The 25,158-nt window shown below is 66.9% G+C and carries 19 protein-coding genes and 1 pseudogene; 11 read left to right on the top strand and 9 right to left on the bottom strand.

Translation table 11 applies throughout. The annotated features are described in order from the left end of the window. The first annotated feature begins 34 nt into the window (after positions 1-34). Together SLQ31_RS21485 and SLQ31_RS21480 are read left to right on the top strand one after the other, a co-directional pair. Complete coding sequence (locus SLQ31_RS21485) at positions 35-625, top strand: hypothetical protein (RefSeq protein WP_319436078.1); 591 nt, start codon at positions 35-37, stop codon at positions 623-625. Further along, positions 622-1,311 (top strand): hypothetical protein, encoded by a 690-nt coding sequence (locus SLQ31_RS21480; protein WP_319436076.1) that lies wholly within the window; start codon positions 622-624, stop codon positions 1,309-1,311. Before SLQ31_RS21485 ends, SLQ31_RS21480 begins: the two co-directional genes overlap by 4 nt. Here the strand turns inward: SLQ31_RS21480 and SLQ31_RS21475 are convergent. Genes SLQ31_RS21475 through SLQ31_RS21465 form a run of 3 tightly spaced genes read right to left on the bottom strand, consistent with a single transcriptional unit; the run spans position 1,298 to position 5,166 of the window. Further along, positions 1,298-1,717, bottom strand: coding sequence for a CoA-binding protein (locus tag SLQ31_RS21475; protein WP_319436074.1), 420 nt, complete (start codon positions 1,715-1,717; stop codon positions 1,298-1,300). The two genes, SLQ31_RS21480 and SLQ31_RS21475, sit on opposite strands and share 14 nt — an antisense overlap. Before the next feature lie 21 nt (positions 1,718-1,738). Beyond that, positions 1,739-2,233: an XRE family transcriptional regulator gene (locus SLQ31_RS21470; protein ID WP_319436073.1), complete on the bottom strand. Its 495-nt coding sequence runs from the start codon at positions 2,231-2,233 to the stop codon at positions 1,739-1,741. Then, positions 2,230-5,166: an MMPL family transporter gene (locus SLQ31_RS21465; protein WP_319436072.1), complete on the bottom strand. Its 2,937-nt coding sequence runs from the start codon at positions 5,164-5,166 to the stop codon at positions 2,230-2,232. Before SLQ31_RS21465 ends, SLQ31_RS21470 begins: the two co-directional genes overlap by 4 nt. A gap of 420 nt (positions 5,167-5,586) precedes the next feature. Here SLQ31_RS21465 and SLQ31_RS21460 point away from each other — a divergent pair, with 420 nt between their 5' ends. The 3 genes from SLQ31_RS21460 to SLQ31_RS21450 are packed head-to-tail and all read left to right on the top strand — an operon-like array spanning position 5,587 to position 8,020. Beyond that, the gene (locus SLQ31_RS21460) at positions 5,587-5,958 is read left to right on the top strand and encodes a heme-binding protein (RefSeq protein ID WP_319436071.1); all 372 of its coding nucleotides are present in this window, start codon (positions 5,587-5,589) and stop codon (positions 5,956-5,958) included. 57 nt (positions 5,959-6,015) lie between these two features. Beyond that, complete coding sequence (locus tag SLQ31_RS21455) at positions 6,016-6,684, top strand: response regulator transcription factor (RefSeq protein ID WP_319436252.1); 669 nt, start codon at positions 6,016-6,018, stop codon at positions 6,682-6,684. Between the two features lie 7 nt (positions 6,685-6,691). After that, positions 6,692-8,020, top strand: a complete 1,329-nt coding sequence (locus SLQ31_RS21450; protein ID WP_319436070.1) for a HAMP domain-containing sensor histidine kinase — start codon at positions 6,692-6,694, stop codon at positions 8,018-8,020. Here SLQ31_RS21450 and SLQ31_RS21445 read toward each other — a convergent pair. Both SLQ31_RS21445 and SLQ31_RS21440 read right to left on the bottom strand, forming a co-directional pair. Beyond that, complete coding sequence (locus SLQ31_RS21445) at positions 8,017-8,394, bottom strand: DUF3054 domain-containing protein (protein WP_319436069.1); 378 nt, start codon at positions 8,392-8,394, stop codon at positions 8,017-8,019. The genes SLQ31_RS21450 and SLQ31_RS21445 overlap by 4 nt on opposite strands. Before the next feature lie 30 nt (positions 8,395-8,424). Continuing rightward, positions 8,425-9,593 (bottom strand): annotated as a pseudogene (locus SLQ31_RS21440) (lysylphosphatidylglycerol synthase transmembrane domain-containing protein); the annotation flags it as partial. A gap of 78 nt (positions 9,594-9,671) precedes the next feature. Between SLQ31_RS21440 and SLQ31_RS21435 the strand changes: the two are divergent. Further along, on the top strand, positions 9,672-10,823 hold the full coding sequence (locus SLQ31_RS21435; RefSeq protein ID WP_319436066.1) for an AI-2E family transporter: 1,152 nt from the start codon (positions 9,672-9,674) through the stop codon (positions 10,821-10,823). 7 nt (positions 10,824-10,830) lie between these two features. Here SLQ31_RS21435 and SLQ31_RS21430 read toward each other — a convergent pair whose 3' ends face one another. Next, entirely contained in the window at positions 10,831-14,007 is a 3,177-nt protein-coding gene (locus SLQ31_RS21430) for an Ig-like domain-containing protein (RefSeq protein WP_319436065.1), read from the bottom strand. Between the two features lie 73 nt (positions 14,008-14,080). Here SLQ31_RS21430 and SLQ31_RS21425 point away from each other — a divergent pair, with 73 nt between their 5' ends. Next, complete coding sequence (locus SLQ31_RS21425) at positions 14,081-14,281, top strand: hypothetical protein (RefSeq protein ID WP_319436064.1); 201 nt, start codon at positions 14,081-14,083, stop codon at positions 14,279-14,281. Positions 14,282-14,694: 413 nt separating this feature from the next. Here the strand turns inward: SLQ31_RS21425 and SLQ31_RS21420 are convergent, their stop codons facing one another. From SLQ31_RS21420 to trmB, 3 genes are read right to left on the bottom strand one after another with little or no spacing between them, the layout of a single operon-like run. Continuing rightward, a complete protein-coding gene (locus SLQ31_RS21420) occupies positions 14,695-17,622 on the bottom strand; it encodes an MMPL family transporter (RefSeq protein WP_319436063.1) in 2,928 nt (975 codons plus the stop codon). 45 nt (positions 17,623-17,667) lie between these two features. After that, complete coding sequence (locus SLQ31_RS21415) at positions 17,668-18,360, bottom strand: NYN domain-containing protein (protein WP_319436061.1); 693 nt, start codon at positions 18,358-18,360, stop codon at positions 17,668-17,670. Then, positions 18,357-19,097, bottom strand: a complete 741-nt coding sequence (gene trmB / locus SLQ31_RS21410; RefSeq protein WP_319436250.1) for a tRNA (guanosine(46)-N7)-methyltransferase TrmB — start codon at positions 19,095-19,097, stop codon at positions 18,357-18,359. The genes SLQ31_RS21415 and trmB overlap by 4 nt, the downstream gene beginning before the upstream one ends. Positions 19,098-19,286: 189 nt before the next feature. Here trmB and SLQ31_RS21405 point away from each other — a divergent pair, with 189 nt between their 5' ends. The 4 genes from SLQ31_RS21405 to fadD4 all read left to right on the top strand — a co-directional run bounded on the left by SLQ31_RS21405 (position 19,287) and on the right by fadD4 (position 25,146). Beyond that, positions 19,287-20,147 (top strand): hypothetical protein, encoded by an 861-nt coding sequence (locus SLQ31_RS21405; protein ID WP_319436059.1) that lies wholly within the window; start codon positions 19,287-19,289, stop codon positions 20,145-20,147. Then, the gene (locus tag SLQ31_RS21400) at positions 20,144-21,580 is read left to right on the top strand and encodes a hypothetical protein (RefSeq protein WP_319436058.1); all 1,437 of its coding nucleotides are present in this window, start codon (positions 20,144-20,146) and stop codon (positions 21,578-21,580) included. Before SLQ31_RS21405 ends, SLQ31_RS21400 begins: the two co-directional genes overlap by 4 nt. Before the next feature lie 142 nt (positions 21,581-21,722). Next, the gene (locus SLQ31_RS21395; protein ID WP_319436057.1) at positions 21,723-23,549 is read left to right on the top strand and encodes a phosphoenolpyruvate carboxykinase (GTP); all 1,827 of its coding nucleotides are present in this window, start codon (positions 21,723-21,725) and stop codon (positions 23,547-23,549) included. Positions 23,550-23,613: 64 nt separating this feature from the next. After that, entirely contained in the window at positions 23,614-25,146 is a 1,533-nt protein-coding gene (gene fadD4 / locus SLQ31_RS21390) for a fatty-acid--CoA ligase FadD4 (protein WP_319436055.1), read from the top strand. Positions 25,147-25,158: the final 12 nt, after the last annotated feature.

The following is a 25,158-nucleotide window of genomic DNA, read 5'->3' as shown; positions in this document are numbered from 1 at the left end:
GTCCGGCCCCAGGGCCGCCCGGTAGCCTCCCTTCATGCCCGAGGCCGACGTGGACCAGGACGAGGCGCCGCGCCGGGTGTTCTCCGCCTACGGTGTCGCCTCGGCCGTCCTCGGCCTGCTGAGCGTGGTCGCGATCGTGCTGGGCGTGTTGATCTGGTCCGGACACCGCAACGCCACCGATGAGCGCAGCTATCAGACCAGGGTGATGGGCGCGGCCGCGGACTGGACCGGGGTGCTGATCAACATGAACGTCGACAATGTCGACGCCAGCCTCGCGAAACTGCATGCCGGCACCGTCGGGCAGCTCAACGCCGACTTCGAAGCCGCGATCACGCCGTACCGCGAGGTGATCCGGACGCTCAAGGCGCGCACCACCGGACAGATCGACTCGGTGTCGTTCGAATTGATTCACCACGATCTCGACGTGCAATCGGGCCAGCGCCCGCCGGCGCCGGCCACCCTGCCCCCGGAACTGGCCCAACGCACCGACTCCGTGCTGGTCGTCGCGACCTCGGTCAGCGAGAACGGTGGCGACAAGCCGGCCACCGTGCGCTGGAATCTGCGCCTCGGGGTCTCCGACGTGGACGGCAAGCTGATGATCTCCCGGCTGGAGTCGCTGCGATGAGGAACCTGGCCCGCGTGCTGGGCTTCGACGTCGCCGCGCCGGTCGCCGCTATCGGGGCACTGCTGGCCATCGGCGTGGTGCTCGGCTGGCCGCTGTGGTGGGTGTCCGTGTGCTCGGTGCTGTGCCTACTGATCGTCCAGGGCATCATCGTCAATTTCGTTCTGTACCGCCGTGATTCGGTCACCGTGGGCACCGACGACGAGGGCCCCGGGCTGCGGCTCGCGATCGTCGGGCTGGCCACCGTGGCGGTGGTGGCCGCGGTCGTCGTCGGCTACACCCGGTGGACGCTGCCTGATGCGGACTTCACCCGCGACTCCGCGGAAGTGGTGCGCATCGCCACCGCGGTGTCCGAAGCCACTGCCACCTTCACCCCCGCCGACCCCATGTCGTCGATCGACCGCGCCGCGTCCTTCATGGCACCCGAGCGGGCGGACACATTCAAGGGCGAATTCGGTAAGTCCACTTCAGATCTGGCCAAGAAGAACATCTCCGCCTCGGCGCAGACCATCTCGGCCGGCCTGGAGGCGTTAGGCCCCGCGGCGGCCAGCGTCTCCGTGGTGATGCGCGGAACCCAGAGCCAGCCCGGTCAGCAGCCGAGCACCGCGGTGCTGGCGTTGCGCGTCGGACTGGCCAAGCAGGACGATCGGTGGGTCGTCCTCGACATCGCGCCGATCAACGCCCGATGAGCCGGGCGTAGTCAACCTTCAGGCACCGATCCATCACAACGCGTAGGCCGGCGGCCTGCGCCTGCTCGCCGACCTCGTCGTGCCACAAACCCTGTTGCAGCCAAAGGTATTTGGGCCGCGGGTTCAGGGCGAGGACTTCGGCCAGCACCGCGGGCAGATCGCCGAGGCGGCGGAACACATCGACCATGTCCGGTACGACAGGCAGGTCGGCCAGCGATGAGTAGACGGGTTTGCCGTCGATCTCGCTGATGTTCGGGTTCACCGGGTACAGCTCGAATTGGCTGAACCTGGCCAGGTATTGGTAGACCTCGTTGCTGGGCCGGGCCGGATTGTCCGAAACACCCACCACCGCAACCGTGCGGGTATCGCGCAGAATCTGTTGTAGCTCAGTCGAATCCTGGCCCATCGTCAAGGCACCGCCACCGGACTATTCCCCGCCGGAGGAGCGCTGGGCACGCATCTTGGCGAACCGGTCCGAGAGCCTGCGCATCCGGATCATCAGCGAGGCCGGCGGGCTGACCGTGCCGTCGAGGTAGGTGCCCAGATCGGCATGGGCCACGCCGATGCGGGAGGCGAACTCCTGCACCGCCAGACCGGACCGGTCGAGGAGCAGTCGCACGTGGCGGGCGGCCTCGGCGCGCTCGTTGGCTTCCAGATGGCCGCGAGCCCGGATCAACACCTCGGACAGCGCCTTGGAGATGCCGTAGGGCTGCGAGTGTCCCAGCACTTCCTCGACCTGCCGGGCGGTGCGGCCGTAGGGATCACGCTTGATGGCGACGACGATGCGCTGCCAGACGGTGATATCGCCGGTTTCCAGCGCGTCCCGGATCAAGGCCGTCGGCCAGAACTCGACGGGGCGGCCGTCGGCGAAGGGCTGTGAGGACGGTGCGGGTATGGCATCGCGGTCCGCTGCCACCGTCACCTCGCCTCCTCCAGGATCGCCACCGCCACCGCAAGGCAACGCTGCCTGATCCGCTCCCATTCGGCTGCCCCCTCCGGTCCAGCCCACCGGTCGTCGTCGGCGACGCTGGACGGGTTGGGATCGGCGAGCCGCCGTACCAACTGGGTTGTCACCCATTGTCTCTTAGATTGTCCAGAACAGTAATACCGGTCCATACCGCTGAGTACCACCGCAGCGGCCTCGGTATCCATCACACCGACGAGGTCGGCGAACTCGGCGAAGTCTGACCGGCTGTTGCGGCACATCACCAGGTAGGCCTGCATCCGCAACGTCTCGGCGCAGGTCGGAATCTGCAGCCGGTCACCGGTGGGCAACTGGACATTGGTGGTCTCCACCGGGCTGAGCCGCTCGACCGACGGGTGCGCGGCATCGGCACCGGTTTCCAGGGCGTCCAGCGCGATCGCGATGCGACCGCGCCACATCGTGACCGGATGCACCGGGCGAGCCGTCGCCATCCTGGCGCTGCGGTAGCCCCTGATCAGTTTGACGGTCGCGGCGCTCCCCGCGCCGACGCGCATGGGTTGCGCCCGGGCATCGTCGCTGCCCTTGACCTTGCCTGCGAGTTGGCTGCAGCCGCTGAACGCCAGCGGGTCGGCGACGCTGACCGCATCCGGGGCAAGGTTCTTCAGCCGAGCCGCACCCTTGACCACCATCCGCAGATCCGCGCTCGGCGGTACCAGCGAGGAGATGTCGTCGGGAATGACGACCAGGTCGCCGAGGTCGACCTTGGGTAGCGGCTTCTCGAAGTCCACCGACGGCAGGATTCGGGCCAGCCACGCGGGCAGCCACCAGTTCCACTGGTCGAACATCGCCATCAGTGCAGGCACCAGGACCAGCCGAACGATGGTGGCGTCCACGGCGATTGCCACCGCGCACGCCACACCCAGCTCGGCCACCAGTGGCATGCCCGCGAACGCGAACCCGGTGAACACCGCGATCATGATCAGCGCGGCGCTGGTGATCGTGCGGGCGCTGGTGGACACGCCATAGGCGACAGCGTCTCGGGTATCGCCCGCTTGCAGGTAGCGCTCCCGGATCCGGGTGAGCAGGAAGATCTCGTAGTCCATCGACAGACCGAACGTCATCGCCAGCACCAGCGGCGGGATCGTGCTGTCGATCGAGGTGATCTTCTCGAAGCCCAGCTCTTCCAGCCAGCCCCATTGGAAGACCATCACCAGGCTGCCGTAGGCGGCTGCGACGGACAGCACCGTCATGAGCACGCCCTTGAACGCCAGGAACACCGACCGCACCGAGATCAGCAGCATCACGAACGCGATCAGCGCGACGAACACGAACACCAGCGGTTGCGTCGTCGACACCCGATCGTCGAAGTCCTTGATCAACGCGGTCGGACCACCGACATCGACCTCGGCGCCGCCTGCGGCCGGCAGCGCAGGCAGGTGGGCGCGCATCCAGTCGATGGAGTTACGTGCGCCGATGTCCTCGGGGTCCACCGAAAGCACCGCGGAGAGCAAGGCGCTGCCGTTGTTGTCGGCGAACACCGGCCGGGAGACCGAGACGACGTCGGGCGCCTTGGACATCTCGGTGCTGATCGCCTCGAGCGCGGGCGCGTTCTTGGCGTCGGACGCGCCGCCGCCAGGGAAGGTGACCAACACGCGCACCGGGCCCAGTGCGCCGGGGCCGAGGGCTTGGGCCGCCGCGGCCACCCCACCGCGGATCTCGTGGGACGACTTGAACTGACGCTGCATGCTGTTGCCCAGCACCATCGAGAACGCCGGCGCGGCCATCAGCAGCAGGACCAGCGTTGCCGCCGTCGCCGAGAGCCACGGTCTGCGCATGACCTCATTGACCCAGCGGGTCCAGAACCGCGACTGGGTCGCCTCCGCCCGGCGCGACCATTGCAGCAGCGGTGACCGTTTGGCCACCGACCGCCCGAAGGTGGCCAGCACCGCCGGTGTCAGCGTGGTCGACGTCAACACCGCGATCGCGACCGCCAGGATCGCGCCGGTGGCCATCGAGCGCAGCACGGGTGTGTTGATCAGGTAGATGCCCGTCAGCGAGGCGATCACCGTCAAGCCCGACAACAACACCGCCAAGCCCGAGGTGGCCATCGCCGCGTCGGCGGCCTGTTGCGGATCGCGGCCTGCGCGCAGTTCCTCTCGGAAGCGCATGAGGATGAACAACGAATAGTCGACGGCCAGTGCGATACCGAACATCGACACCGTCGACGTCACGAACACCGACATGGTGGTGACCATGGACAACAGATAGACCACGCCCATCGTCACCACGACCGTGCACACCGCGAGTACGAGCGGCACCGCGGCGGCTGCCAGGGAGCCGAACACAGCGAGCAAGACGATCAGGACGATCGGCAGGTTCCAGCTCTCGGCCTCGGCGATATCGTGCTTGGTGGCGGTCTGGGCGGCGGCACCGAGCGCGCCCTGACCGATGACGTAGAGCCGCACCCGGCCGTTCTGGATCTGCCCGGGCTGATCCCCGGTGACCCCGATCTTCTGGCGCAACTGCCGCGCGACGTCGACGGCACCGCTGTTGTGAAAGTCCAGCTGCAGCGACACCACGTAGGGCTTGTCCGGGGCGGGCGCGGGCTGGGCGGGGTTGGGTACCACCACCACGCTCGGGGTCTGCTTTGCCACCTGCTCCAACTGGGCGACGGCGGAGTTCATGTCGTCGTAGCTGGCGTCGGCGCGGGGCGCGGCGACCAGCGCCAGGGGGGAGGCCCCCTGCTCGGGGAAGTGGTCCTCCAGCTGGTACTGCACATTCAGCGACTGGGAGCCGGCCACGTCGAAGCCACCACCGGTCAGGTGGTTGGACTCAGTGAGTGCCAGAAGCGCGGCCGGCACGAGTGCCAGCAACCAGCACAAGAACACCAGCCAGCGGAATCTGCGCAGGTTGCTGCTGAGGCGCATCATGAACTGCTGGATGTTTATCTCCCCGCATTCTCCCCGAATTGCGTGGCTGCGAGCGTACCTCAGATAGCTGTGCGGCGACCTGTCGCGATCGGCGGTCTTAGCTGGATTGAGACCTGCTGATGGGGTCCTCGTTACCGACGTTGACGCGGCAGCGATGCCGCGGGCAACGGCAGCACGTCGCCCGACTGTTTCCCGGTCGGGAACTTCGCTGGGTCGCAGCATTGCCGCGGCGCGGCTGGTTTTCAGCGAACCCGGGGAGCCCCGATGTCGGCGTCCCCGAGGGGGTTATGGCCAGCCGCATCGGGACATTCTCACGATTGGTTAAGCTCAAGGCGCGAAAGTCTGCACCAAGTCTGCTTAGCTTTCTTCTGTCAGTAGCGGTTACTGGCACGGTTTCTCCCTACGTTAAGGAGTCCGAGCATGTTGGTTAATGCCCGTCTTGCCCGTCGCGCGGTCGTCGGAGTGATCGGCACGGGCGCTGTCGCCGGCGCGATCCTGGTTGGTGCGGCCCCGTCCGCGCTGGCCGATCCGCCGCCGAACTGCACCGCTGCCGACCTCGCCGGGGTCGCCGCAGGTGTGTCCGCTGCGACGTCGGCGTACCTGTTCACCCACCCGGACGTCAACGCGTTCTTCACCGGTCTGGAGGGTGCGCCGCGCGACACCATCCGCTCCGAGGTGAAGCAATATCTGGACTACAACCCCTCGGTGAAGGCCGACCTGCAGGGCATTCGCCAGCCCCTGGTCGACTTGAAGAACCGCTGCGGCAGTAGCCCCGACGTACCTGTCTCCTAAGTCGCTGTGCGGGTAGGACAGCAGCCCGCACAGGAAGGCGCTGGCCGCACCGTCCTGATGGTCGACGACGACCCGGATGTCCGCACCTCGGTCGCTCGGGGCTTGCGGCATTCGGGGTTCGACGTGCGGGTCGCCGCGAACGGCAAGGAAGCGTTGCGGCTCCTGGCGACTGAGAATCACGACGCGTTGGTGCTCGACGTTCAGATGCCCGAGCTCGACGGTGTCGCGGTGGTGACCGCCCTGCGCGCGCTGGGCAATGACATCCCCATCTGTGTGCTTTCGGCGCGCGACACGGTCAATGACCGCATCGCCGGTCTGGAGGCCGGTGCTGACGACTATCTGACCAAGCCTTTCGATCTGGGCGAGTTGGTGGCGCGGCTGCATGCGCTGTTGCGGCGCGCGGTGAATTCCCACGAGGGCTCGGACGCCGTCACCATCGGGCCGCTGACGATCGACACCGCCCGGCGGCTGGTGTTCGTCAACGGCGACCGGGTGGAGCTGACCAAACGCGAATTCGACTTGTTGGCGGTGCTGGCCGAGAACTCCGGTGTGGTGCTGTCCCGGCAGCGACTCCTGGAATTGGTGTGGGGCTACGACTTTGAGGTCGACACCAACGTGGCCGACGTGTTCATCAGCTACCTGCGCCGGAAGCTGGAACGCGAGGGTGTGCCGCGGGTGATCCACACCGTACGGGGAATCGGTTACGTGCTGCGGTCGGAGCCGTGAGCCGACCGTGAATGGGTCGGGCCGTAGCCTTTCCCTGCGCGTCCGGGTCGCCTTGGCCGCCGCCCTGGCCGCCGCCCTCGTCGTCGCCCTGCTGGCGGTGCTGACATCGATCGTGCTGGCCAACAACGACAATGCGCAACTGGATCGGCGGCTGGACTCGATCGTCGACGCCAGCATGTTTCCCGAGCAGCTGCGCGATCCCAGCCGGGTGCTGACCACCGGACGGTCGCGGTCCACCGGCCAAGTCGTCTTCCAGCGTGGCTTCCAACTCCCGCCGCTGCCGCCGGGAACCGACACAGTGACCGTCAACAGCGTGGACTACCGGGTGCGGACGGTGACCGTCGAACAGTCCGGCGGCATCCTGGTCTCGATCGGCATCCGTGCCGACAGCATTCTGTTGAGCCGCGCTCGCATTCCGCTGTACGTGTTCATCGTGTGTCTCGCCGTGCTGGTGGCGGCCGCACTGGGCTGGATACTCGCCGGCCCGGCGATTCGGCCGTTGCTGCGGCTCACCGAACAGACCAGGCGGCTGGGCAAGGGTAGTGATCAGTTGGAGCCGGTGTACGGGGCCAGCGAAGCCGAGGACCTCTCCGAGGCTATGGCCGCGATGCTGCACCGGTTGGCCGAAGCCCAAGTGGCGACCACGAATTCGCTTCAGGCCGCCCAGGACTTCGCCGCCAACGCCGCCCATGAACTGCGCACTCCGCTGACGGCGATGCGGGCCGATCTGGACACTTTGCGTATCCACGACCTGCCGCCCGAGGAGCGCGCCGAGGTGGTCGGCGACCTGGCCAGGGCGCAACGCCGGGTCGAGGCGATCATCACCGCGCTCGGGCAGCTGGCCTCCGGGCAGCTGGCCCGCATCGAGGACCGCGAGCCGATCGACGTCGCCGAGATGCTCGACCGGGTGGCCCGGGAGAACGTCCGCTCGGGCGCGATCGAGATCATCGTGGAGGCCGACGAGGCAGGCACGGTATGGGGCTGGCCGGCCGGCCTGCGACTGGCGGTCGACAACCTGGTGCGCAACGCGATCACTCACGGCGACGCCACCCGCATCGTGCTGCGCGCCCGTCGCCACGAGTGGCTGCTGGCGATCACCGTCGACGACAACGGCCGGGGCCTTCCCGTCGAGGAGCACCAAAAAGTGTTGGGGCGCTTCGCCCGTGGCAGTACCGCCACGGCTGGGGGATCAGGTCTTGGGCTGGCGCTGGTAGCTCAGCAGGCAGCGCTGCACGGTGGCGGCATCCAGCTTTCCGACGGTCCGCTCGGCGGGTTGCGTGCTGTCCTGACGGTGTCGACCTATCCCGAGCCCGTGCTGCCGACCGGGCAGGCCTAACTACTGCGCTTGCGCACCAGTGCGGCGACCGCTCGCCAACCCAACAGCAGCAGTGCGGTCACCACCGTCGCGACGATGATGAAGCTGGTCGCGACTCCTTGAGAACTGGCTTTGCGCAACAACATTCCGACGACGACGGTACTCAGCCAGACGATGACACCGGTTGGGACGACGGCGCTCGGCGCACGCCAGGCCCGGGAGATCAACCAGCCGAGCACGGTGCCGGACAGGAACGGCCATGCGGTGTCGGCGATTCCGGCGAGCGTCAGTCCTTCGGCGTGGCTGCGGCGGCCGAGCGCACAGAACACCAGGACGCAGACGATGTCGCCGGCCAGCGCCAGAACCGCCGGCCGGGTGTCGGTACGAACTGCCATGGTGGGATCCAAGCACAGTCACGCCGGCCGTCAGTGTCGGGCGTCGTCCTCCGGAGGGCCCGGCGGTGGCACGGGACCCTGCAGTGCGGTGTCGGCGGGATCGTCGTCGGCGCCGCCATCCTCGGCATCGGCCCCGACCAATTCGTCGGCGTCGGGGTCCAGCGCGACTTCGGTGCGGAACATGAAGAAGAACACCACCCAGCCGATCGACGAGATGAAGATCCAGCTCACCAGTCGGTAGATCAGCATCGCCGAGATGGCGGCGGGCAGCGCCATTCCGCTGGACACCAGGCCGGGCACCAGCACCGCCTCCACCACAAGCAGGCCGCCGGGCATCAACGGAATCGACCCGACCGCGCGGGCGGCCGCGTAGGCGACGGTTAGCCCCGCCAGCGATGGCTTGCCGCCGGCGGCGTAGGCGGCGAAGGCCAGGCACGCGACGTCGGCGACCCAGTTGAAGTATGACCAGCTGAACGCCACCCCGAGTTCACGGCGGCTCAGGCTGACCGATTCCAGTTGGGTCAGGGTTTCCCGCCACTTGCGCAGGCCGGTGTCCGCGGCCTTGCCGCGCACGGAGTTGACCCAGCCCAACACCCTGACGCCGATACCGTCGATGAGTTCGGGGCGGGTGGCGACGGCCTGCGCGAGCAGCAGCAGGGCGATGAACCCGCCAAGGGTGAACAGCAGCGAGAACGGATTGTTCTTGGCGCCCAACAGGAATGCGCCGCCGAGACCGAGTAGCGCGAGCCCGACGACCTGTAGAGCTCCCGACATCACCAGCTGCCAGGACGCCACGACCGGGGAGGCACCCCAGATGCGCTGCTGGCGGTAGACGAAGGTGGCTGAGAGCACCGGGCCGCCCGGCAGTGTGGTGCTCAGCGCGTTGCCGGCGTAGAAGGCCGCCTCGGAGCGCCACTGGTGCACGACGACCCCGGCCGATCGCAGGAGGGTCCGCTGGATCTGCGCGAAGCTGTGCATCGACGCCATGGCTGCGACGATGGCGGCCAGCACCCACCACCCGTTTGCCGTGACCAGGCTTTTCCAGGCTTTGGACAGCTGATCCCACACCAGGGTGGCCTCGACGGCCAGCACGATGACGGCAACGCCGAGCACCGCCCAGCGGACCCACCAGTACTTCCCGCGTGCCGGGGGGTCGTGTTCCTCGCGGGCGGTGTTGACCGACGCGTCGTAGGACACGCAGTTCAGCGTAACTGTGCAGGCCGGTATCGACGGTGTTCGGCACGGGATGGCCGCGCGTGCCGGTTACGCTTGGCCGCATGCCGGCGACCCGAGCTTCGGAGGACGAATCCGTCGACCCCCTCGTCCGCAAAGCCGCCGCGTGGTCATGGCGACTGCTGCTGATCGCGGCGACGATCGTGGCGTTGTTGATGATCGTGGAGCGACTTCAGGTCATCGTCGTTCCGGTGGCCCTGGCGACCATGCTGGCGGCGCTGCTGCTGCCTGCCGTCGACTGGCTCGACCGCCGCGGGGCACCGCGGGGTGGCGCGGTGGCCCTGGTGCTGCTCGCCGCCATGGGGCTGTTCGGCGGAATCATGACTTTCGTTGTCAGCCAATTCGTTTCGGGGCTGCCCGGGCTGGTGGAACAGGTCACCCACAGCATCGACAGTCTGCGCCGGTGGCTGGTCGAGGGGCCCGCGCACCTCAGCCGTGAGCAGATCGACAACGCAGGCAACACCGCGATCAAGGCATTGCGCGACAACCAGGAGAAGCTGACCACCGGCGCATTGTCGACGGCGGCCACGCTCACCGAGATCATCACCGGTGCGCTGCTGGTGTTCTTCTCGCTGATCTTCTTGCTGCACGGCGGCCGCAACATCTATGGCTTCGTCACCAAGATCGTCCCGTCGGCCACCCGGGAGCGGGTGCAAGATGCCGGGCGCGCCGGATTCGGATCGCTGATCGGCTACGTGCGGGCCACCTTCCTGGTGGCGCTGGTCGACGCGGTCGGCATCGGCACCGGCCTGGCGATCATGGGTATCCCGCTGGCGCTGCCGTTGGCCTCGCTGGTGTTCCTCGGCGCCTTCGTCCCGCTGGTCGGTGCGGTGATCACCGGTTTCCTCGCCGTCATCGTGGCGCTGCTGGCCAAGGGCGTCGTCTACGCCCTGATCACGCTCGGGCTGATCATCGCGGTGCAGCAGCTCGAGGCCCACATCCTGCAACCGCTGGTGATGGGTCGCGCCGTATCGATCCACCCGTTGGCGATCGTGCTGGCGATCGCGGGGGGCGGCGTGCTGGCCGGCATCATCGGCGCCTTGTTGGCGGTGCCGTTGGTCGCGTTCCTCAACAGCGCCATCCGGGTGCTGGTGGCCGACGACCCGGCCGAAGAGGCCGCCGAACTCGAGGCGCAGGACGGCGTGGTGGTGGACTCCGAACCGGACGTCGTGCCGCCGAAACGGGAACGCGACTAGAGGAGTATCAGAGGCTGCGGTTGTTGGCGCCTCTGTCGACGCCGATCGCCCACACACCCGCGGTTGTCGTGATGTACCGGGTATCGCCGACAGCGAAGATCGCATCGGAGGTGCCCGTGAGCGCCCCGGGGAATGGGTCGGCGAGCGTAACGGGGCCCTGGGGTGCCAATGCCACGACGTAGGTCGTGTAGCTCTCGAGTCCGGAGGCGGGATCGCCGGTCATCGACGTCAGGTATGCGGTGTCGCCGAGCGAGATGGGCGGAAAGGCAAACCCGGTCAACGGATCAGCGAGCGGTCTGAGGCCGTCGGGTGTCAATGCCAGGACGTACGTCTTGTCGTCCCCGCCATCGTCTGCATTCCAGGGCGACCCCAGATAGGTGGTGTCGCCGACGGCGACCTTCCATCCGTAGGTGCTGGGAAGATCCACTGATTCAAGGCCGTCGGAGGCCAACGCCGTGACGTGGTGACGATTCACTGAGTAGCTACCTACGTCGACCCTCTCCCATTCGACCGTGACCACATAGGCGATGTCACCCGCAACGACGATCGATTCGTAGGCGCTCACCTCACCGGCGACGGATGAGCCGGGGAGCAGGGCACCGTCGGATCCCACGGCCGTGAAATAGGTTTGAGCGGAGTCGTATTCGCCTGTCTGCGTCACCAGGTAGGTGGTGTCGCCGATGACCACCGGCGGGCTACTCGGGTGCCCGGGGAGTGTGCCGAGTCCCGGGGTGACGCCGTCGGGCCCCACCTCTAACAGGGAGGTCTGTTCGCCACCGGAGGGATCGGAGATCTGGACCGCCAGATAAGTGGTGTCGCCGACGACGATGACGTCGAGATCGTTGTGGGGATTCACCCGGCCCGGTACTGGATCGCCGATCGGTGTGAGGCCGTTCGCCGCGACCGAGACCAGTTGGATGTGGTAGCCGGTCGACGGAGCGTCGGACTCCATCACCAGGTAGGTGGTGTCGCCGACGACGATCGGACCGGTGCCCGGGTACCCGGGCACCGGGCCAAGCTCCGGGGCCGGGCCGTCGGGCCCCAGCCCGGTCAGATACGTGAACTCGTAGGTGTTGGTCGCGTCGCCCGGGTAGTAGTAGCTGGTCGTCGTCGCCAGATATGTTGTGTCGCCGACGATCACGACGAAAGAATCCGACCACATCCGGCCGGGAATGTCGGTGATGACGGGAGTCGGTCCGCCGGGACCGATCGACGTGAGGTTGGTCTGGGAGCCGATGATGGAGTTCCATGTTTCCGTGACCAGGTAGGTGGTGTTGCCCACGACGATCGGGCTGTGCCCGTACCGATATCCGGATATCGGGTCGCCGAGCACCGTGATGCCGCCAAGTGTCGGCGCCAACGTCGTCACAAACGTCTGCCAGGTATCGGGATCGGCATAGTCGCCGGTCTCCGATATGAGGTAGGTGGTGCCGCCGACCACGATCGGATCGCCGCTCAGCACACCGGGAATCGATCCCACGGGTACCGCACCGGCAGACGTCAACGCCAAAACGTGGGTCACTATGCGCGAATACGGGGTCATCAGCAGGTAGGTGGTGTCGCCGATGACGATCGGATCTTGTTCTGTCGAGCCCGAAATCGAGATCGTCGGTGTCACGCCGTCAGGCCCCAATGCCGTGACGTGGGTTTCGTAGCCGGATTCGTAATCGCCTGTCTTCGTCACCAGATACTTTGTGCCGCCTGCGACTATCGAATAGCCGTCGGAGTCCTCATGGAATTGCCCGGGTATCGACGTCGTCGATGTCAGGCCGTCGGGCTTCAACGCTGTGAGGTGGGTCTGGTAGCCGGATTCGTAGTCACCGGTTTCGCTCACCAGGTAGGTGGTGTCGGCCACGACGATCGAACGGCCGTAGAAAGAACCGGGTATCGATGTCGTCGGTGTCAGACCGTCGGGTCCCAACGCTGTGAGGTGGGTGTGGTAACCGGATTCGTAATCGCCCGCTTCACTCACCAGGTAGAGGTTGTTTCCCACGGCAATCGAACTGTGAAAGACCCCTGGAAGAGATCCGGCGATAGTCGTCAGACCATCGGGCCCCACCTCGGACAGGAAGCTCCGGTAGCTGTCGGAGGAGTCCACGATTCGGGTCACCACGTAGGTCGTGCCGTCGGCGGTGAACGCGTTGGCCGCCAGCCCCACTGCCGGGTTTCCGGTGGTGGGGATGCTGTAACTGCCGTCGCTGTGGATGACGGCCGTGATGTAGGAAAACGTTTGGTCGTCGGGAGCACTGAACGGGTCGCCGTGGTACCCGACGATGTACGCGTCGCCGGTGCGGGCATCGACGAAGGACATCACCGCCAACGTGCCGGCCGGCAGCGAGAGCGCGGCACTCTGTGATGCGGCGATGTTCTCGGACACTGCAATCGGGGCTGTGGTGCTGATACCGTCGGTGGCGGTGACCGCGAACGTAACCTTCACTGCCGCAGGCGAACTCGCTGCGAAGTAGCCGGCAAGGACGCGGGTCCGCGGATACGGGGTGAAGCTCCACTCACCGGTCTGTTCGTCCAGCTCGAACGTGCCCACCGTCGGATCCGGTGCAGTGACCAATTTGTAGGTCAGGGGGTCGTCGTCGGTGACGTTGAAGTGCCCGCTGATCTTTCCGGTGCCGGGGTCGGATCCGTCGACCGAATAGGGGTGCTGCTGGTCGACGACGGGTGCGGGATCAACGGACTTGACTGTGATGGAGGCGATTCCCACTGCGGTGCCGCCTTTGCCGTCGGCGACGGTGTAGCTGAAAGTATCAGTGCCGTAGAAGTTTTCAGCCGGTGTGTAGGTGAATGACCCGTTCGCATTGAGGGTGAGGCTGCCGTGGACGGGCACCGTGTTCACGGCGGCGGTCAGGGCATCGCCGTCGACGTCGGTGTCGTCGGTCAACACGTTGCCGGTTAGCTGTGTGTTCTCGTTAGTGGTAAAGCTGTCGTTGACCGCACTGGGAGCGTGGTTGGGCGGCGTTACGGTCGGCGCTATCGCCTGGTGGATGGTTGCCGCCAAAGGTCCGCCGACGATCGGAATCATTCCGATGACGTCGAGGGTCATGTCGCCGATCTCATCGCGCATATCGGCGGTGTCGCCCTTCACCGCCGCGATGGTGAAGTCGAGGAAATCCGACACGAGGCTCAACCCGTTGATGACCGTTCCCACACCGGGGATCCACCCGACCGACATGTTCAAGTCGGCGACGGACCGCTCTCTTGCGACTTCTGCACTTCCATTCACGGGAACGGCCGCGGCTGTGTCGATGGCATCGGCGTCGCGGCGGGTTGCGGCCGCCACGGCCATCGCCAACGCATCGGCGCTCGGCGTGGCCGGGGCCGGAATCGTTGAGGAAGGTCTTGGAATTCGGGCCGTCCGTGCGCCCGCACGTACGGACGACGGGTTCGTCGCCGAGGCGGCTGTCGGAGCGTTCTTCCGCGAGGGCTTCGCCCCGACGGAACGATGACCGGATCCCGCCGACGAACCCTTTTCCGACGAAGGTGCTGGTGGGCCAGCCGAACCCGCGCCGGACTTACCATCGGCGTGCGCGACACCTGAGCCATTGGCGAGGGCCGCACCGATCCCCAGTGCGATCGCGCCGGCACCGAGCCACTGATATGGCCGGATGCGCTCCCGATGGCGTCGACCCGAATGGTGGTGATTCGCCACTGCTCCCCCGAGCTTTCCCTGTGAAACTGCTGCAAGTTACATGTGAAGAACTTTCTGGCGAATATACAACAGACCGTCAGCCAGTGGGCAGCGTCCAACTAGCAAATATTCACGGAGGTGGATATTCCACCGGGGAGCGGTTGCGCAGTCATCGATCCAGAACTAAGAGCGAGATTTCGGCCGAATCTTCGCTCCCAGGTCCGACTGAATCTAGAGGCGACCTTCGCGGCGCAGCAGGTCCGCGGCGCTGAGTCCGCCGCCGGTGCCGCGGCGACGCTGTTCGTCGCCCTCTTTCTTGCCGCGCGAGTTCAGCTTCTCGGTGGCCACCTCGGGGTCGCCCTCGGGCCGGCTGACCGGGATCGCGCGGGTCTCCTCGGCGCTGATCGCCGGGGGTACCTCGTCGTCATCCTTCGGCTCGCGCTGGGCCGGGATCGCTGTGGTGGCGTCCTCCGGGGGTGACAACGCCGTGGTGGGTTCGGCCGACGGCGGCGGCGGGGGAGTCGGCGTGCTGCCTGGCTTGCCCCGCAGCTCGCCCAGCCAGGATTCGATCTCCCGGTCCGGTGCCGGCGGGGCCGGCGGACGGGGGGACCGGGCCGCCGACGTCGCGGTATTGACCGCGTTCTTGACGGCGTTCTTGGCCACCGAGAACCGGGTGGTCGGTGCGTCCGCAATTCCCGGGGCCGCGTCTGCGCCCGCGTCCGGCATCCGGCTGGTGCCGGCCGCCGATGGCGGGTCCTGCGGCGGCGGCGTGCGGTACTCGGCGCGGCCAACCACACGAGGCATCGCCCGGCCTTCGACAGGATGGGTGGGGTCGTGCGCCGGGCGGCGAGCCTCGGCCGCCGAGACGGGTGCGCCCGCACCCACGAGTGCGTCGGCCGGATCGCGCACGACCGGCCGCTTGCGCTCGTCGGGCAGGTGGATCTCGCCGAGGCCGAGCTTGACCTGCAGGCGCTTCATCCATCGCGGTGCCCACCAGCAGTCGTCACCCAGCAGCTTCATGACCGCGGGGACCAAGAACATTCGGATGATCGTCGCGTCCAACACCAGCGCGGTGATCAGGCCGAACGCCAGATACTTCATCATCACCAGATCGGAGAACGCGAAGGCACCTGCCACCACGATGAGGACCAACGCGGCCGCCGTGATGATGCGTCCGGTGGTGGCGGTACCGATCCGGATCGCCTCGGCGGTCGACATCCCGCGTTCCCTGGCCTCGACCATCCGCGACACCAGGAATACCTCGTAGTCGGTCGACAGGCCGTAGATCACCGCGATGATCAGCCCGATCACCGGTGCGGTGAGTGGCGTGGGCGTGAAATTCAGATACTTCGACAAATGACCGTCGACGAATATCCACGTCAGCACGCCCATGGTCGAACCGAGCGTCAGCGCGCTCATCAGCGCCGCCTTGATGGGCAGCACCAACGATCCGAACGCCAGGAACATGAGGATCGTCGTGGTGGTAATCAAGATCAGGACCATCAACGGCCCCTTGTCGAGCAGGCTGTGGATACTGTCCTGCTCCAGCGCCGGGGTGCCGCCCACCCAGACGCTTACGCCCTTGGGCGGTTGGATCGCGCGCAGATCCTTGATCTTCTGTGGCGCGTCACTGCGGACCTGTAGTCCGTTCTGGATGACGGTGACATTGGGATCTTTGGTGCCCTCGTCGGTGGCGGTGCGTGGCGTCCAGGACCCGGTGAATCCGGTGATGGCGTTGGCTTGCTGGGTGATCCCTTCGATCTGCGCCGGCGAGGCGTTCTGGATCACCAGCGTCATCTGCTCGGTGCGGAAACCGGGGAAGGTTCTGTCGAAGTCCTCCTGTGCCTGGCGCACGGAATTCGTTGGGGGCAAATACTTTTCGCTGAATCCGCCCAGTGACAACTTACCCAACGGGATGATCAACAAAATCATGATGATGACGATCGGCAGCGCGAACAGCAGCGGCCGCTTCATGACCATGTTGACGAGCTTGCCCCAGAATCCCTTCTCGACCTGCTCGCGGGTCTGGGTCTTCTGCAGCTTGTTGGCCAGCCACTCCAGCCATATCCGCATCGGCTTCCAGTTGCGCAAGAACGGCACCCGCAGCAGCGTCCGAACGCCGAGCGCATCGACGTTGGGGCCGAGGATGGACAACAACGCAGGCAACACGGTGATCGACAGGAGTGCGGCCAGCATCACCGAGGCGATGCCTGCATAGGTCAGCGACTTCAGGAATCCCTGCGGGAACAGCAGCAGGCCCGCCAGCGACGCCACAATCAGGACCGCGGAGAAGGTGACGGTCCGGCCCGCCGTCATCACGGTGCGCCGCACGGCCGTCTCGGTGTCGTAACCTTCCGCGAGTTCCTCACGGAACCGGCTCACGACGAACAGGCCGTAGTCGATCGCGATGCCAAGACCGATCAGGGTGACCACCGGCTGGGCGAAGAAGTGCACGGGGGCGAACAACGAGATGAGCCGCATGATGCCCAGCGCACCGAGGATCGACAGGCCGCCGACCAAACCCGGGAGGAAGGCCGCGACCACGCCGCCGAACACGAAGAACAACACCACGCAGACGATCGGTATTGCCAGTACCTCGGCGCGTTGCTGGTCCTTGCCGATCGTGCCGGTCAGCTCGCTGGCGACCGGCTGCAGGCCGGCCAGCTCCACCTTGCCGTCGTCCAGCTTCTGCAGATCGGGCTGGACGATCTTGAAGTTGCTCAGGATGGTGTCGTCGTCATCGCCCTTGATCGGCAAGGTGACGAATGTGCGGGTCTTGTCGTCGGTCGCGAGTTTCTGGACGGCAGGCAGCGTCGGGGCCTTCAGGTAGCCGGCCCACGGCAACATCTGGTCGGGATGGTCAGCGACGACCTGATTCAGTTCGTCGACAATGTTCTTGGACCATTCCGGGTCATCGACGGTCTTGCCCTTGGGGGCGGTGAAAACGGCGACAACGTGGCTGGATCGATCGCGGCCGTAAACCTTGTCGGCCAGCACCGACCCCTTCACCGACTGGCTGTTGTCGTCGTAGAACCCGCTCTGGGTGACGTGCTTGCCCAGGCTGATCCCGAACACGCCGGCGCCGAGGCACAGCCCGACCATGACCGCGATCACGATGTATCGGTAGCGATACACAGTTCGACCCCACCAGGCGAACACGTAATCTCCTAACTAAATCTTTGGCGACCTGCGCATCGGGTTCTCCTACACGCGCGATGTCAGTAACGAGGACAGCGGCCGGAATGGTTGCAGCCACGCCCCTTGCTCTGGTAGCGAATCTAGGCCGATTCGCGGCAGCGGCTCTCGGAAAACACCAGGAATGTCCTCCAGGTCGACGAACTCCAAGGTATCCGACGCTAATGCCCAGCTGGCATGTTCACGAAATCCGAGCACGGAGGCAGGGATACCCGCCCGGGCGATGTCTTCCAGCGGCCCGCGGAACGCCTGCCCGTCCGCCGAGGCGACCAGCACCGCGGAAAGACCCTCGCTGCGGCGCAATTCGATGTGGGCCAGCATGTCGGAGTCGACGTCGCTGTCCTCATCCACCTTCGGCTTGGCGAAGACCGCGAAGCCGACGTTGCGCAGGGCCTCCACCCAGGGGCGGACGACGTCTGCGCTGCCGGGCGCGATGTTGGTGAACACGGTTGCCTCCGGTTCCACCGAGATTTCCGGGTGGCCGGCCGACAGTTCGGCGGTGCGGGTCAACAGCCAGCGTCCCAGCGCGTCGAACCGCGGCCGGTGTGCGGCCGTGGGCCGGCCGCCAAGGATGGAACCCAGGCCCATGTCCAGGTTGGGTGCATCCCAGACCAGAAGTACCCGCTGGACCGCAGGAATCACCACCTGATCTCCGGCGTCGGGCAGCGCCGGAACCGCTGCGGCGTCTTCCATCACACTCATCGTCGTCTCATCCAGAGGAGTTCGGTCACGGCGCTGCCGGCGTGACGCGCCTTCGTCTCGTATTTGGTGGTCGGGCGCTGCACCGATATCGGCAGCTCGTCAGCGGGCTGCACACGCTGCAACAGCGGTTCGGCGTCACCGGTCTCGGCGATCTGCTCGGCGTAACCGGCGTGGTCGGTGGCCGCGTGCAGCACCCCGCCTGGGCGGAGCCGGTCAGCGATGAGGGCGATGGTGCTCGGCTGCAGCAGCCGGCGCTTGTGGTGGCGGGATTTGGGCCACGGATCGGGGAAGAACACCCGGGCCCCGGTCAGCTCACCGCTGGCGAACATGTGCTCGAGCACGTCGACGGCGTCGCCGCGGACCAGCCTGATGTTGGTGACGCCCTCGCGGTCGACGGCACTGAGCAGCTGCGCCAAGCCGCGCCGGTAGACCTCGGCGGCCACCACGTCGATGCCCGGTTCGGCTTTGGCCATGGCGAGCGTCGAGGTGCCCGTGCCGCAGCCGATCTCCAGGATGACGGGTGCCTGCCTGCCGAACCATCCGGCCGTGTCCAGGTGGGGGGCTGGTCTATCGCCTTCCCGCGCGTGGGTGCCCAGCTCTGGCCACAGCCGGTCCCACACGTCCTGCTGGGCCTCGGTCAGCGCCGAGCGGCGCGACCGGAAGCTGGTGATCCGGGGATATGGATGCGCGGGCCCGGCATCGGGCGTGGCTGAGCCACCTTGGCGCTGCGCATGCATCCGTCCATCGTCGCTCATGACGAGGGGTGTACCCGCACCGTGGTGCAGATTGATACCCAACAGTTGCCTACTCCTGGTAGTGGCTACCGCCACCGGTCGGCTGATGCCAGCATGTCCGGTGTGGTGGGCCATGCGTTGCGGGTCAAAGTAGCTGGTCGCGCCGGGTGCGGCCGACGCACGGTGACGCGAGTGTTGCGTGGGGCGGGTGTGGTGATTGCCGGCCCGGCGGAGCCCGCGGATCTCGAGGTCTACGTGCTGGCCGAATCACTGAAACCCGAGGACCGGCGCGCACTGCCCGAATCCGGACCATCCTGGCCAGTCGTCGCCGTCCTCAATAAGGCAGACCTGGCCGGCTTCGGCGGCGCGGGACCGGTCGCGGCCGCCACCGCGCGCTGCCTGCGCCTGCGCGATCTCACCGGCGTCCCGGTCTACCCGCTGGCCGGGCTGGCGGCGGTCGCCGCCGTGGACGGCACCGTCGTCGACGACGAGCTGGTCGATGCGCTCCGGGTGCTGATCACCGATCCGGCCGACCTCGGCTCGACCGACCGTTTCGCCGCCAACGCCCACCGATTGCCCCTCGTCACCCGGCAGCGGCTGCTCACCCAGCTCGACCTGTTCGGCATCGCCCACGGCGTGCGTGCGTTGCGCGACGGCGCCGACCGGGCCGGGCTGGTGGCCGCGCTGCGGCGCGCCAGTGCAGTGGACGGCCTGCTCGCCGGCATCGACCTGGCCGCCGCACCGGTGCGCTACCGACGCCTCACCGACGCCCACGTGGCGGAGTTCTCGGCCGCGGGCGAGGTGGAGCAGCAGGTCGCGGCCAGAATGGCCGCGGCCATCGAGGTGGTGCGTGCCGCCGGGATGACGGTCGACGACGCGGACGATGATGCCGCCGCGTCCACCCATCTACAACGCGCGATCACCTGGCAGCGGTACTCCCGCGGGCCGGTATCCCGGCTGCACCGCTGCTGCGGCGCCGACATCGCCCGCGGCTCGCTGCAGTTGTGGGAACGCGCAGGCGGCGTCGCGGAGCCACTGGAGCTGACGCCGTGATCGACGCCATCGACGATGTGGTCGCGCAGATCGAACCGGGCCTGGCGCCGCCGTCGATCGTCCGCCGCGACGTCGTGATGGTGGCCGGCCCGTGGCTGGCCGGCACGAGCAGCGTGGTCGCCGCCCTGCGCGGCCGGCTGCCTGGGCACAGGGTGCTCGAGGCGGGCGAGCTCGCCGCAGGCGAGGCGCCCGTCGCGGTGGTGTTCGTGGTCTCGGCCTCCGCCCCGCTGACCGAATCGGACTGTGCGCTGCTGGACGTCGCAGCCGCCGACACCGACGCGGTGATCGCGGTGGTGTCCAAGATCGACGTGCACCGCACGTGGCGTGAGGTGCTCGACGCCGACCGCGCGCTGCTGACCGCGCGGGCTGCCCGCTACGGCGACGTGGTCTGGGTGGGGGCCGCGGCCGCACCGGACTTGGGCCCGCCCGTCGTCGACGACCTCGTCGCGACCCTGGCGGCCATGCTCGGCGATGACACGTTGGACCGACGAAATCGGTTGCGGGCGTGGGAAAATCGGCTGTCTACTCTTCATTGCAGACTGGATGATGACGTCGAGGGCGCCGGCCGGGAAGCCCGGTTGGCTGCCCTGCGCGAGGAGCGCGCCGCCACGCTGCGCCGGTTTCGGCTCGACAAGTCGGAGCGAACCATCGCCGGGCGCAGCCAGATTCAGCAGGCCCGCGTTGCGTTGTCCTACGCCGCGCGAACCCGTTGTGAGGCGATGCGGACCGAGCTGCAGGAGCACGTGGCGACGTTGACCCGCCGTCAGATCGGCGGCTTCACCGACGAGGTGCGGCGCCGGCCGGCGCAGGTGAGCAGCGACGTGCAGAAGGGGACGGCGCGGTACTTGGCCGACCTCGGTGAGCAGCTGGGCTTGGCGATCGACCCGCCGGCCGAGTCGTGCCCGTTGGTCGAGGCGGGCGCCGCGCCGCTGCGATCACGCAGCACCGAGACCAGGTTGATGACGCTGTTGGGGGCGGGCTTCGGGCTCGGCATCGCACTGACGCTGAGCCGGCTGTTCGCCGACCTGGCTCCGCAATGGGCGGTCGGCGGTGCCATCGGCGGTGCCGCGGTGGGGCTGACGGCGACGTTATGGGTGATCGGCGTCCGCGGACTGCTGCACGACCGGGCCCTTCTGGACCGCTGGGTGATCAAGATCACCACCGGGCTGCGCACCGCGATGGAGGAATGGGTGGCCACCAGCGTGCTGGCCGCGGAGGCGTCGCAGGGCCGAGCCGCCGCCGAGCACGACGCCGTCGCAAGTGCTGATAGGGATGAAGCGCTGGCCCGGATCGACCGGGAGATGCGCGAACACACGGTGCAGCGGGCCCGCGCCAGCGCGGTCCGAGACCGGCATGCGCCGGGGATCGGGCGGGCTTTGGTGGCCGTGCAGGCCGAACTGGATCGATCAAAACCCCCGATTATGGCTTTCTGAATCGTTCCTGTGAGTGATCGGACATAATCCCGATTAACCGCGGGTATCTCACCCGCGTTAACCTACTTTTCAGGGAGGACCGCGTCTCGGCGCGGAATCCGGCCTGCGTCCTGGCCATAAGAAAAAAGCAGGAGATTTAGCGATGACTTCAGCGACAATTCCGGGTTTGGATACGGCCCCGACAAATCATCATGGCCTCCTCGCTTGGGTCCAAGAGGTCGCCGAACTCACGCAGCCCGACCGGGTGGTCTTCGCCGACGGCTCCGCTGAGGAATACCAGCGCCTGTGCGACCAGCTGGTGGCCGCCGGCACCTTCACCAAGCTGAGCGACACCGAGGAGCCAAGCTCCTATCTGGCCCGCTCGGCGCCCTCGGATGTGGCACGCGTCGAGTCCCGGACGTACATCTGCTCGGAGCGGGAGATCGACGCCGGCCCGACGAACAACTGGATGGACCCCGCCGAGATGCGCGGCCTGATGACCGACCTGTACCGCGGCAGCATGCGGGGACGCACGATGTATGTGGTGCCGTTCTGCATGGGCCCGCTGGGGGCCGACGATCCGAAGCTCGGCGTCGAGATCACTGACTCCGAATACGTCGTCGTCTCGATGCGGACGATGACCCGCATGGGCAAGGCCGCGCTGGACAAGATCGGCGAGGACGGGTTCTTCGTCAGGGCGCTGCACTCGATCGGTGCGCCGCTTGAGCCGGGCCAGGAAGACGTGCCGTGGCCGTGCAACGACACGAAGTACATCACCCACTTCCCCGAGACCCGCGAGATCTGGAGCTTCGGCTCGGGTTACGGCGGCAACGCCCTGCTTGGCAAGAAGTGCTACTCGCTGCGCATCGCCTCGGCCATGGCGCACGACGAGGGCTGGCTCGCCGAGCACATGCTGATCCTCAAGCTGATCTCCCCGGAGGGCAAGGCGCACTACGTCGCCGCCGCGTTCCCGTCGGCCTGCGGCAAGACCAACCTGGCGATGCTGCAGCCGACCATCCCGGGCTGGCGCGCCGAGACCGTTGGTGACGACATCGCGTGGATGCGTTTCGGCAAGGACGGCCGGCTGTATGCCACCAACCCGGAATTCGGCTTCTTCGGGGTGGCACCGGGAACCAACTGGAGCTCCAACCCCAACGCGATGAAGACCGTCGCGGCCGGCAACACCGTGTTCACCAACGTCGCGCTGACCGACGAGGGTGGCGTGTGGTGGGAAGGCCTCGAGGGCGAGCCGCAGCACCTGATCGACTGGAAGGGCAACGATTGGACGCCGGAGTCCGGCGACAAGGCGGCCCACCCGAACTCGCGCTACTGCACGCCGATGTCGCAGTGCCCCACGCTGGCACCGGAATGGGACGACCCCCAGGGCGTACCGATCTCGGCCATCCTGTTCGGCGGCCGCCGCAAGACGACGGTGCCGCTGGTGACGCAGGCCCGCGACTGGCAGCACGGCGTCTTCATCGGCGCCACTTTGGGTTCCGAGCAGACCGCCGCCGCTGAGGGCAAGGTCGGCACCGTCCGTCGCGACCCGATGGCCATGCTGCCGTTCCTCGGTTACAACGTCGGCGACTACTTCGCCCACTGGATCAACCTCGGCAAGAACGCCGACGAGTCGAAGATGCCGAAGATCTTCTTCGTCAACTGGTTCCGCCGCGGCGACGACGGCCGCTTCCTGTGGCCGGGCTTCGGTGAGAACAGCCGGGTGATGAAGTGGATCATCGAGCGGGTCGAGGGCAAGGCCAACGGCGCCACGACGCCGATCGGCATCGTGCCGAGCGCCGGCGACCTTGATCTCGACGGCCTCGACGCCGACGCAGGCGACGTCGACGAGGCGCTCGCGGTCAACATCCAGGAGTGGCGCGACGAGCTGCCCCTGATCGAGGAGTGGTTCGAGTTCGTCGGTGAGAAGCTGCCGACTGGCGTGAAGGACGAGTACGAGGCGCTCAAGCAGCGGCTCGCCGAGAGTTCCTAACCCGCTCAATACGTGGACAGGGCCAGTTGACACCCGTCAACTGGCCCTGTCGTATTGTGCATCCATGCAGATCCGCGAGCATGCCGAGGCCACTCCCGACAAGCCGGCAGTCATCCTGTATCCCTCGGGAAAGACCGTCACCTTCGCGCAGATGGAGGCGCGGGCCAACCAGCTGGCGCACCTGTTCCGACAGGCCGGGCTGCGCGAGGGGGACGCCGTCGCGATCCTCATCGAGAACAACGAGCACTTCCACACGGTGATGTGGGCGGCACGGCGCAGCGGCCTGTACTACGTGCCGATCAACACTCACCTGACCGCGGCCGAGGCCGCGTACATCATCGACAACAGCGAGGCCAAGGCCGTCGTCGGCTCGGCCGCACTGAAGGACACCCTCGCCGAGCTCGCCGCGGAGCTGCCGAAGCTGCCACCGCTGCTCATCATCACCGACGGGCAGCTGGACGGCTGGCTGAGCTACCCGGAATGTGTTGCGGATCAGCCGGTTACGCCCATCGATGACGAAATCGAAGGCGACCTGCTGCAGTATTCGTCGGGAACCACGGGACGGCCCAAAGGCATCAAGCGCGAGCTGTCGCACCTGCCGCCTACCGAGGTGCCCGGCATGATGGCGGGGCTCATCGGGTTCTGGATGACTCCGGATGCCGTGTACATCAGCCCCGCGCCGCTGTACCACACAGCGCCCTCGGTGTGGTCGATGCAAACGCTGTCGGCGGGCATCACCACGGTGGTGCTGGAGAAGTTCGACGCCCAAGGCTGTCTCGAGGCGATTCAGAGCCATAAGGTCACCCACGGTCAGTTTGTCCCGGTGATGTTCACCCGGATGCTGAAACTTCCTCCAGCCGTGCGTAATTCGTACGACCTGTCCAGCCTGCAGCGGATCATGCACGCGGCCGCGCCGTGTCCGGTCGAGATCAAAAAGCAGATGATCGACTGGTGGGGTCCGATCGTCGACGAGTACTACGCCTCTTCGGAAGCCATCGGCTCGACGTTGATCTTCGCCGAGGACTGGCTCACCCACCCCGGCTCGGTCGGCAAGCCGATGATGGGTGCCCTGCACATCCTCGACGAAGACGGCAACGAACTGCCTGCCGGACAGGCGGGCGAGATCTACTTCGAGGGCGGCTTCGACTTCGAGTACCTCAATGACGCTGAGAAGACCGCGAAGTCGCGCGACGGCCATGGCTGGAAGACGGTCGGCGATATCGGCTACCTCGACGAGGAGGGCTACCTGTACCTCACCGATCGCAGGCACCACATGATCATCTCCGGTGGGGTGAACATCTACCCGCAGGAAGCCGAGAACATGCTAGTCACTCACCCGAAGGTGATGGACGCGGCGGTCTTCGGCGTTCCCGACGAGGAGATGGGCCAAAGCGTGAAGGGTGTGGTGCAGCTCGTCGACACGGCCGAGGCATCCGAGGATCTCGCCGCGGAGTTGTCGGCGTGGCTGCGAGAGCGGTTGTCGCACTACAAGTGCCCGCGGTCCATTTCCTTCGAGGAACAGCTGCCCCGCACCGACACCGGAAAGCTCTACAAGCAAGAGCTGATCGTCAAGTACTCGGCCGCGCCGACGGGATAGCGGAATGTTCGG

It is taken from the genome of Mycobacterium sp. RTGN5 (assembly GCF_033804465.1).
Lineage (GTDB): Bacteria > Actinomycetota > Actinomycetes > Mycobacteriales > Mycobacteriaceae > Mycobacterium.
This window is presented reverse-complemented; position numbering and strand designations above follow the sequence as displayed.

Coding starts and splice junctions, on each gene's coding strand:
- SLQ31_RS21485 (WP_319436078.1), top strand. CDS start 35: ATGCCCGAGGCCGACGTGGACCAGGACGAGGCGCCGCGCCGGGTGTTC.
- SLQ31_RS21480 (WP_319436076.1), top strand. CDS start 622: ATGAGGAACCTGGCCCGCGTGCTGGGCTTCGACGTCGCCGCGCCGGTC.
- SLQ31_RS21475 (WP_319436074.1), bottom strand. CDS start 1,717: ATGGGCCAGGATTCGACTGAGCTACAACAGATTCTGCGCGATACCCGC.
- SLQ31_RS21465 (WP_319436072.1), bottom strand. CDS start 5,166: ATGATGCGCCTCAGCAGCAACCTGCGCAGATTCCGCTGGCTGGTGTTC.
- SLQ31_RS21460 (WP_319436071.1), top strand. CDS start 5,587: ATGTTGGTTAATGCCCGTCTTGCCCGTCGCGCGGTCGTCGGAGTGATC.
- SLQ31_RS21455 (WP_319436252.1), top strand. CDS start 6,016: ATGGTCGACGACGACCCGGATGTCCGCACCTCGGTCGCTCGGGGCTTG.
- SLQ31_RS21445 (WP_319436069.1), bottom strand. CDS start 8,394: ATGGCAGTTCGTACCGACACCCGGCCGGCGGTTCTGGCGCTGGCCGGC.
- SLQ31_RS21435 (WP_319436066.1), top strand. CDS start 9,672: ATGCCGGCGACCCGAGCTTCGGAGGACGAATCCGTCGACCCCCTCGTC.
- SLQ31_RS21430 (WP_319436065.1), bottom strand. CDS start 14,007: ATGTCGGTCGGGTGGATCCCCGGTGTGGGAACGGTCATCAACGGGTTG.
- SLQ31_RS21425 (WP_319436064.1), top strand. CDS start 14,081: ATGGCATCGGCGTCGCGGCGGGTTGCGGCCGCCACGGCCATCGCCAAC.
- SLQ31_RS21415 (WP_319436061.1), bottom strand. CDS start 18,360: ATGAGTGTGATGGAAGACGCCGCAGCGGTTCCGGCGCTGCCCGACGCC.
- trmB (WP_319436250.1), bottom strand. CDS start 19,097: ATGCATGCGCAGCGCCAAGGTGGCTCAGCCACGCCCGATGCCGGGCCC.
- SLQ31_RS21395 (WP_319436057.1), top strand. CDS start 21,723: ATGACTTCAGCGACAATTCCGGGTTTGGATACGGCCCCGACAAATCAT.
- fadD4 (WP_319436055.1), top strand. CDS start 23,614: ATGCAGATCCGCGAGCATGCCGAGGCCACTCCCGACAAGCCGGCAGTC.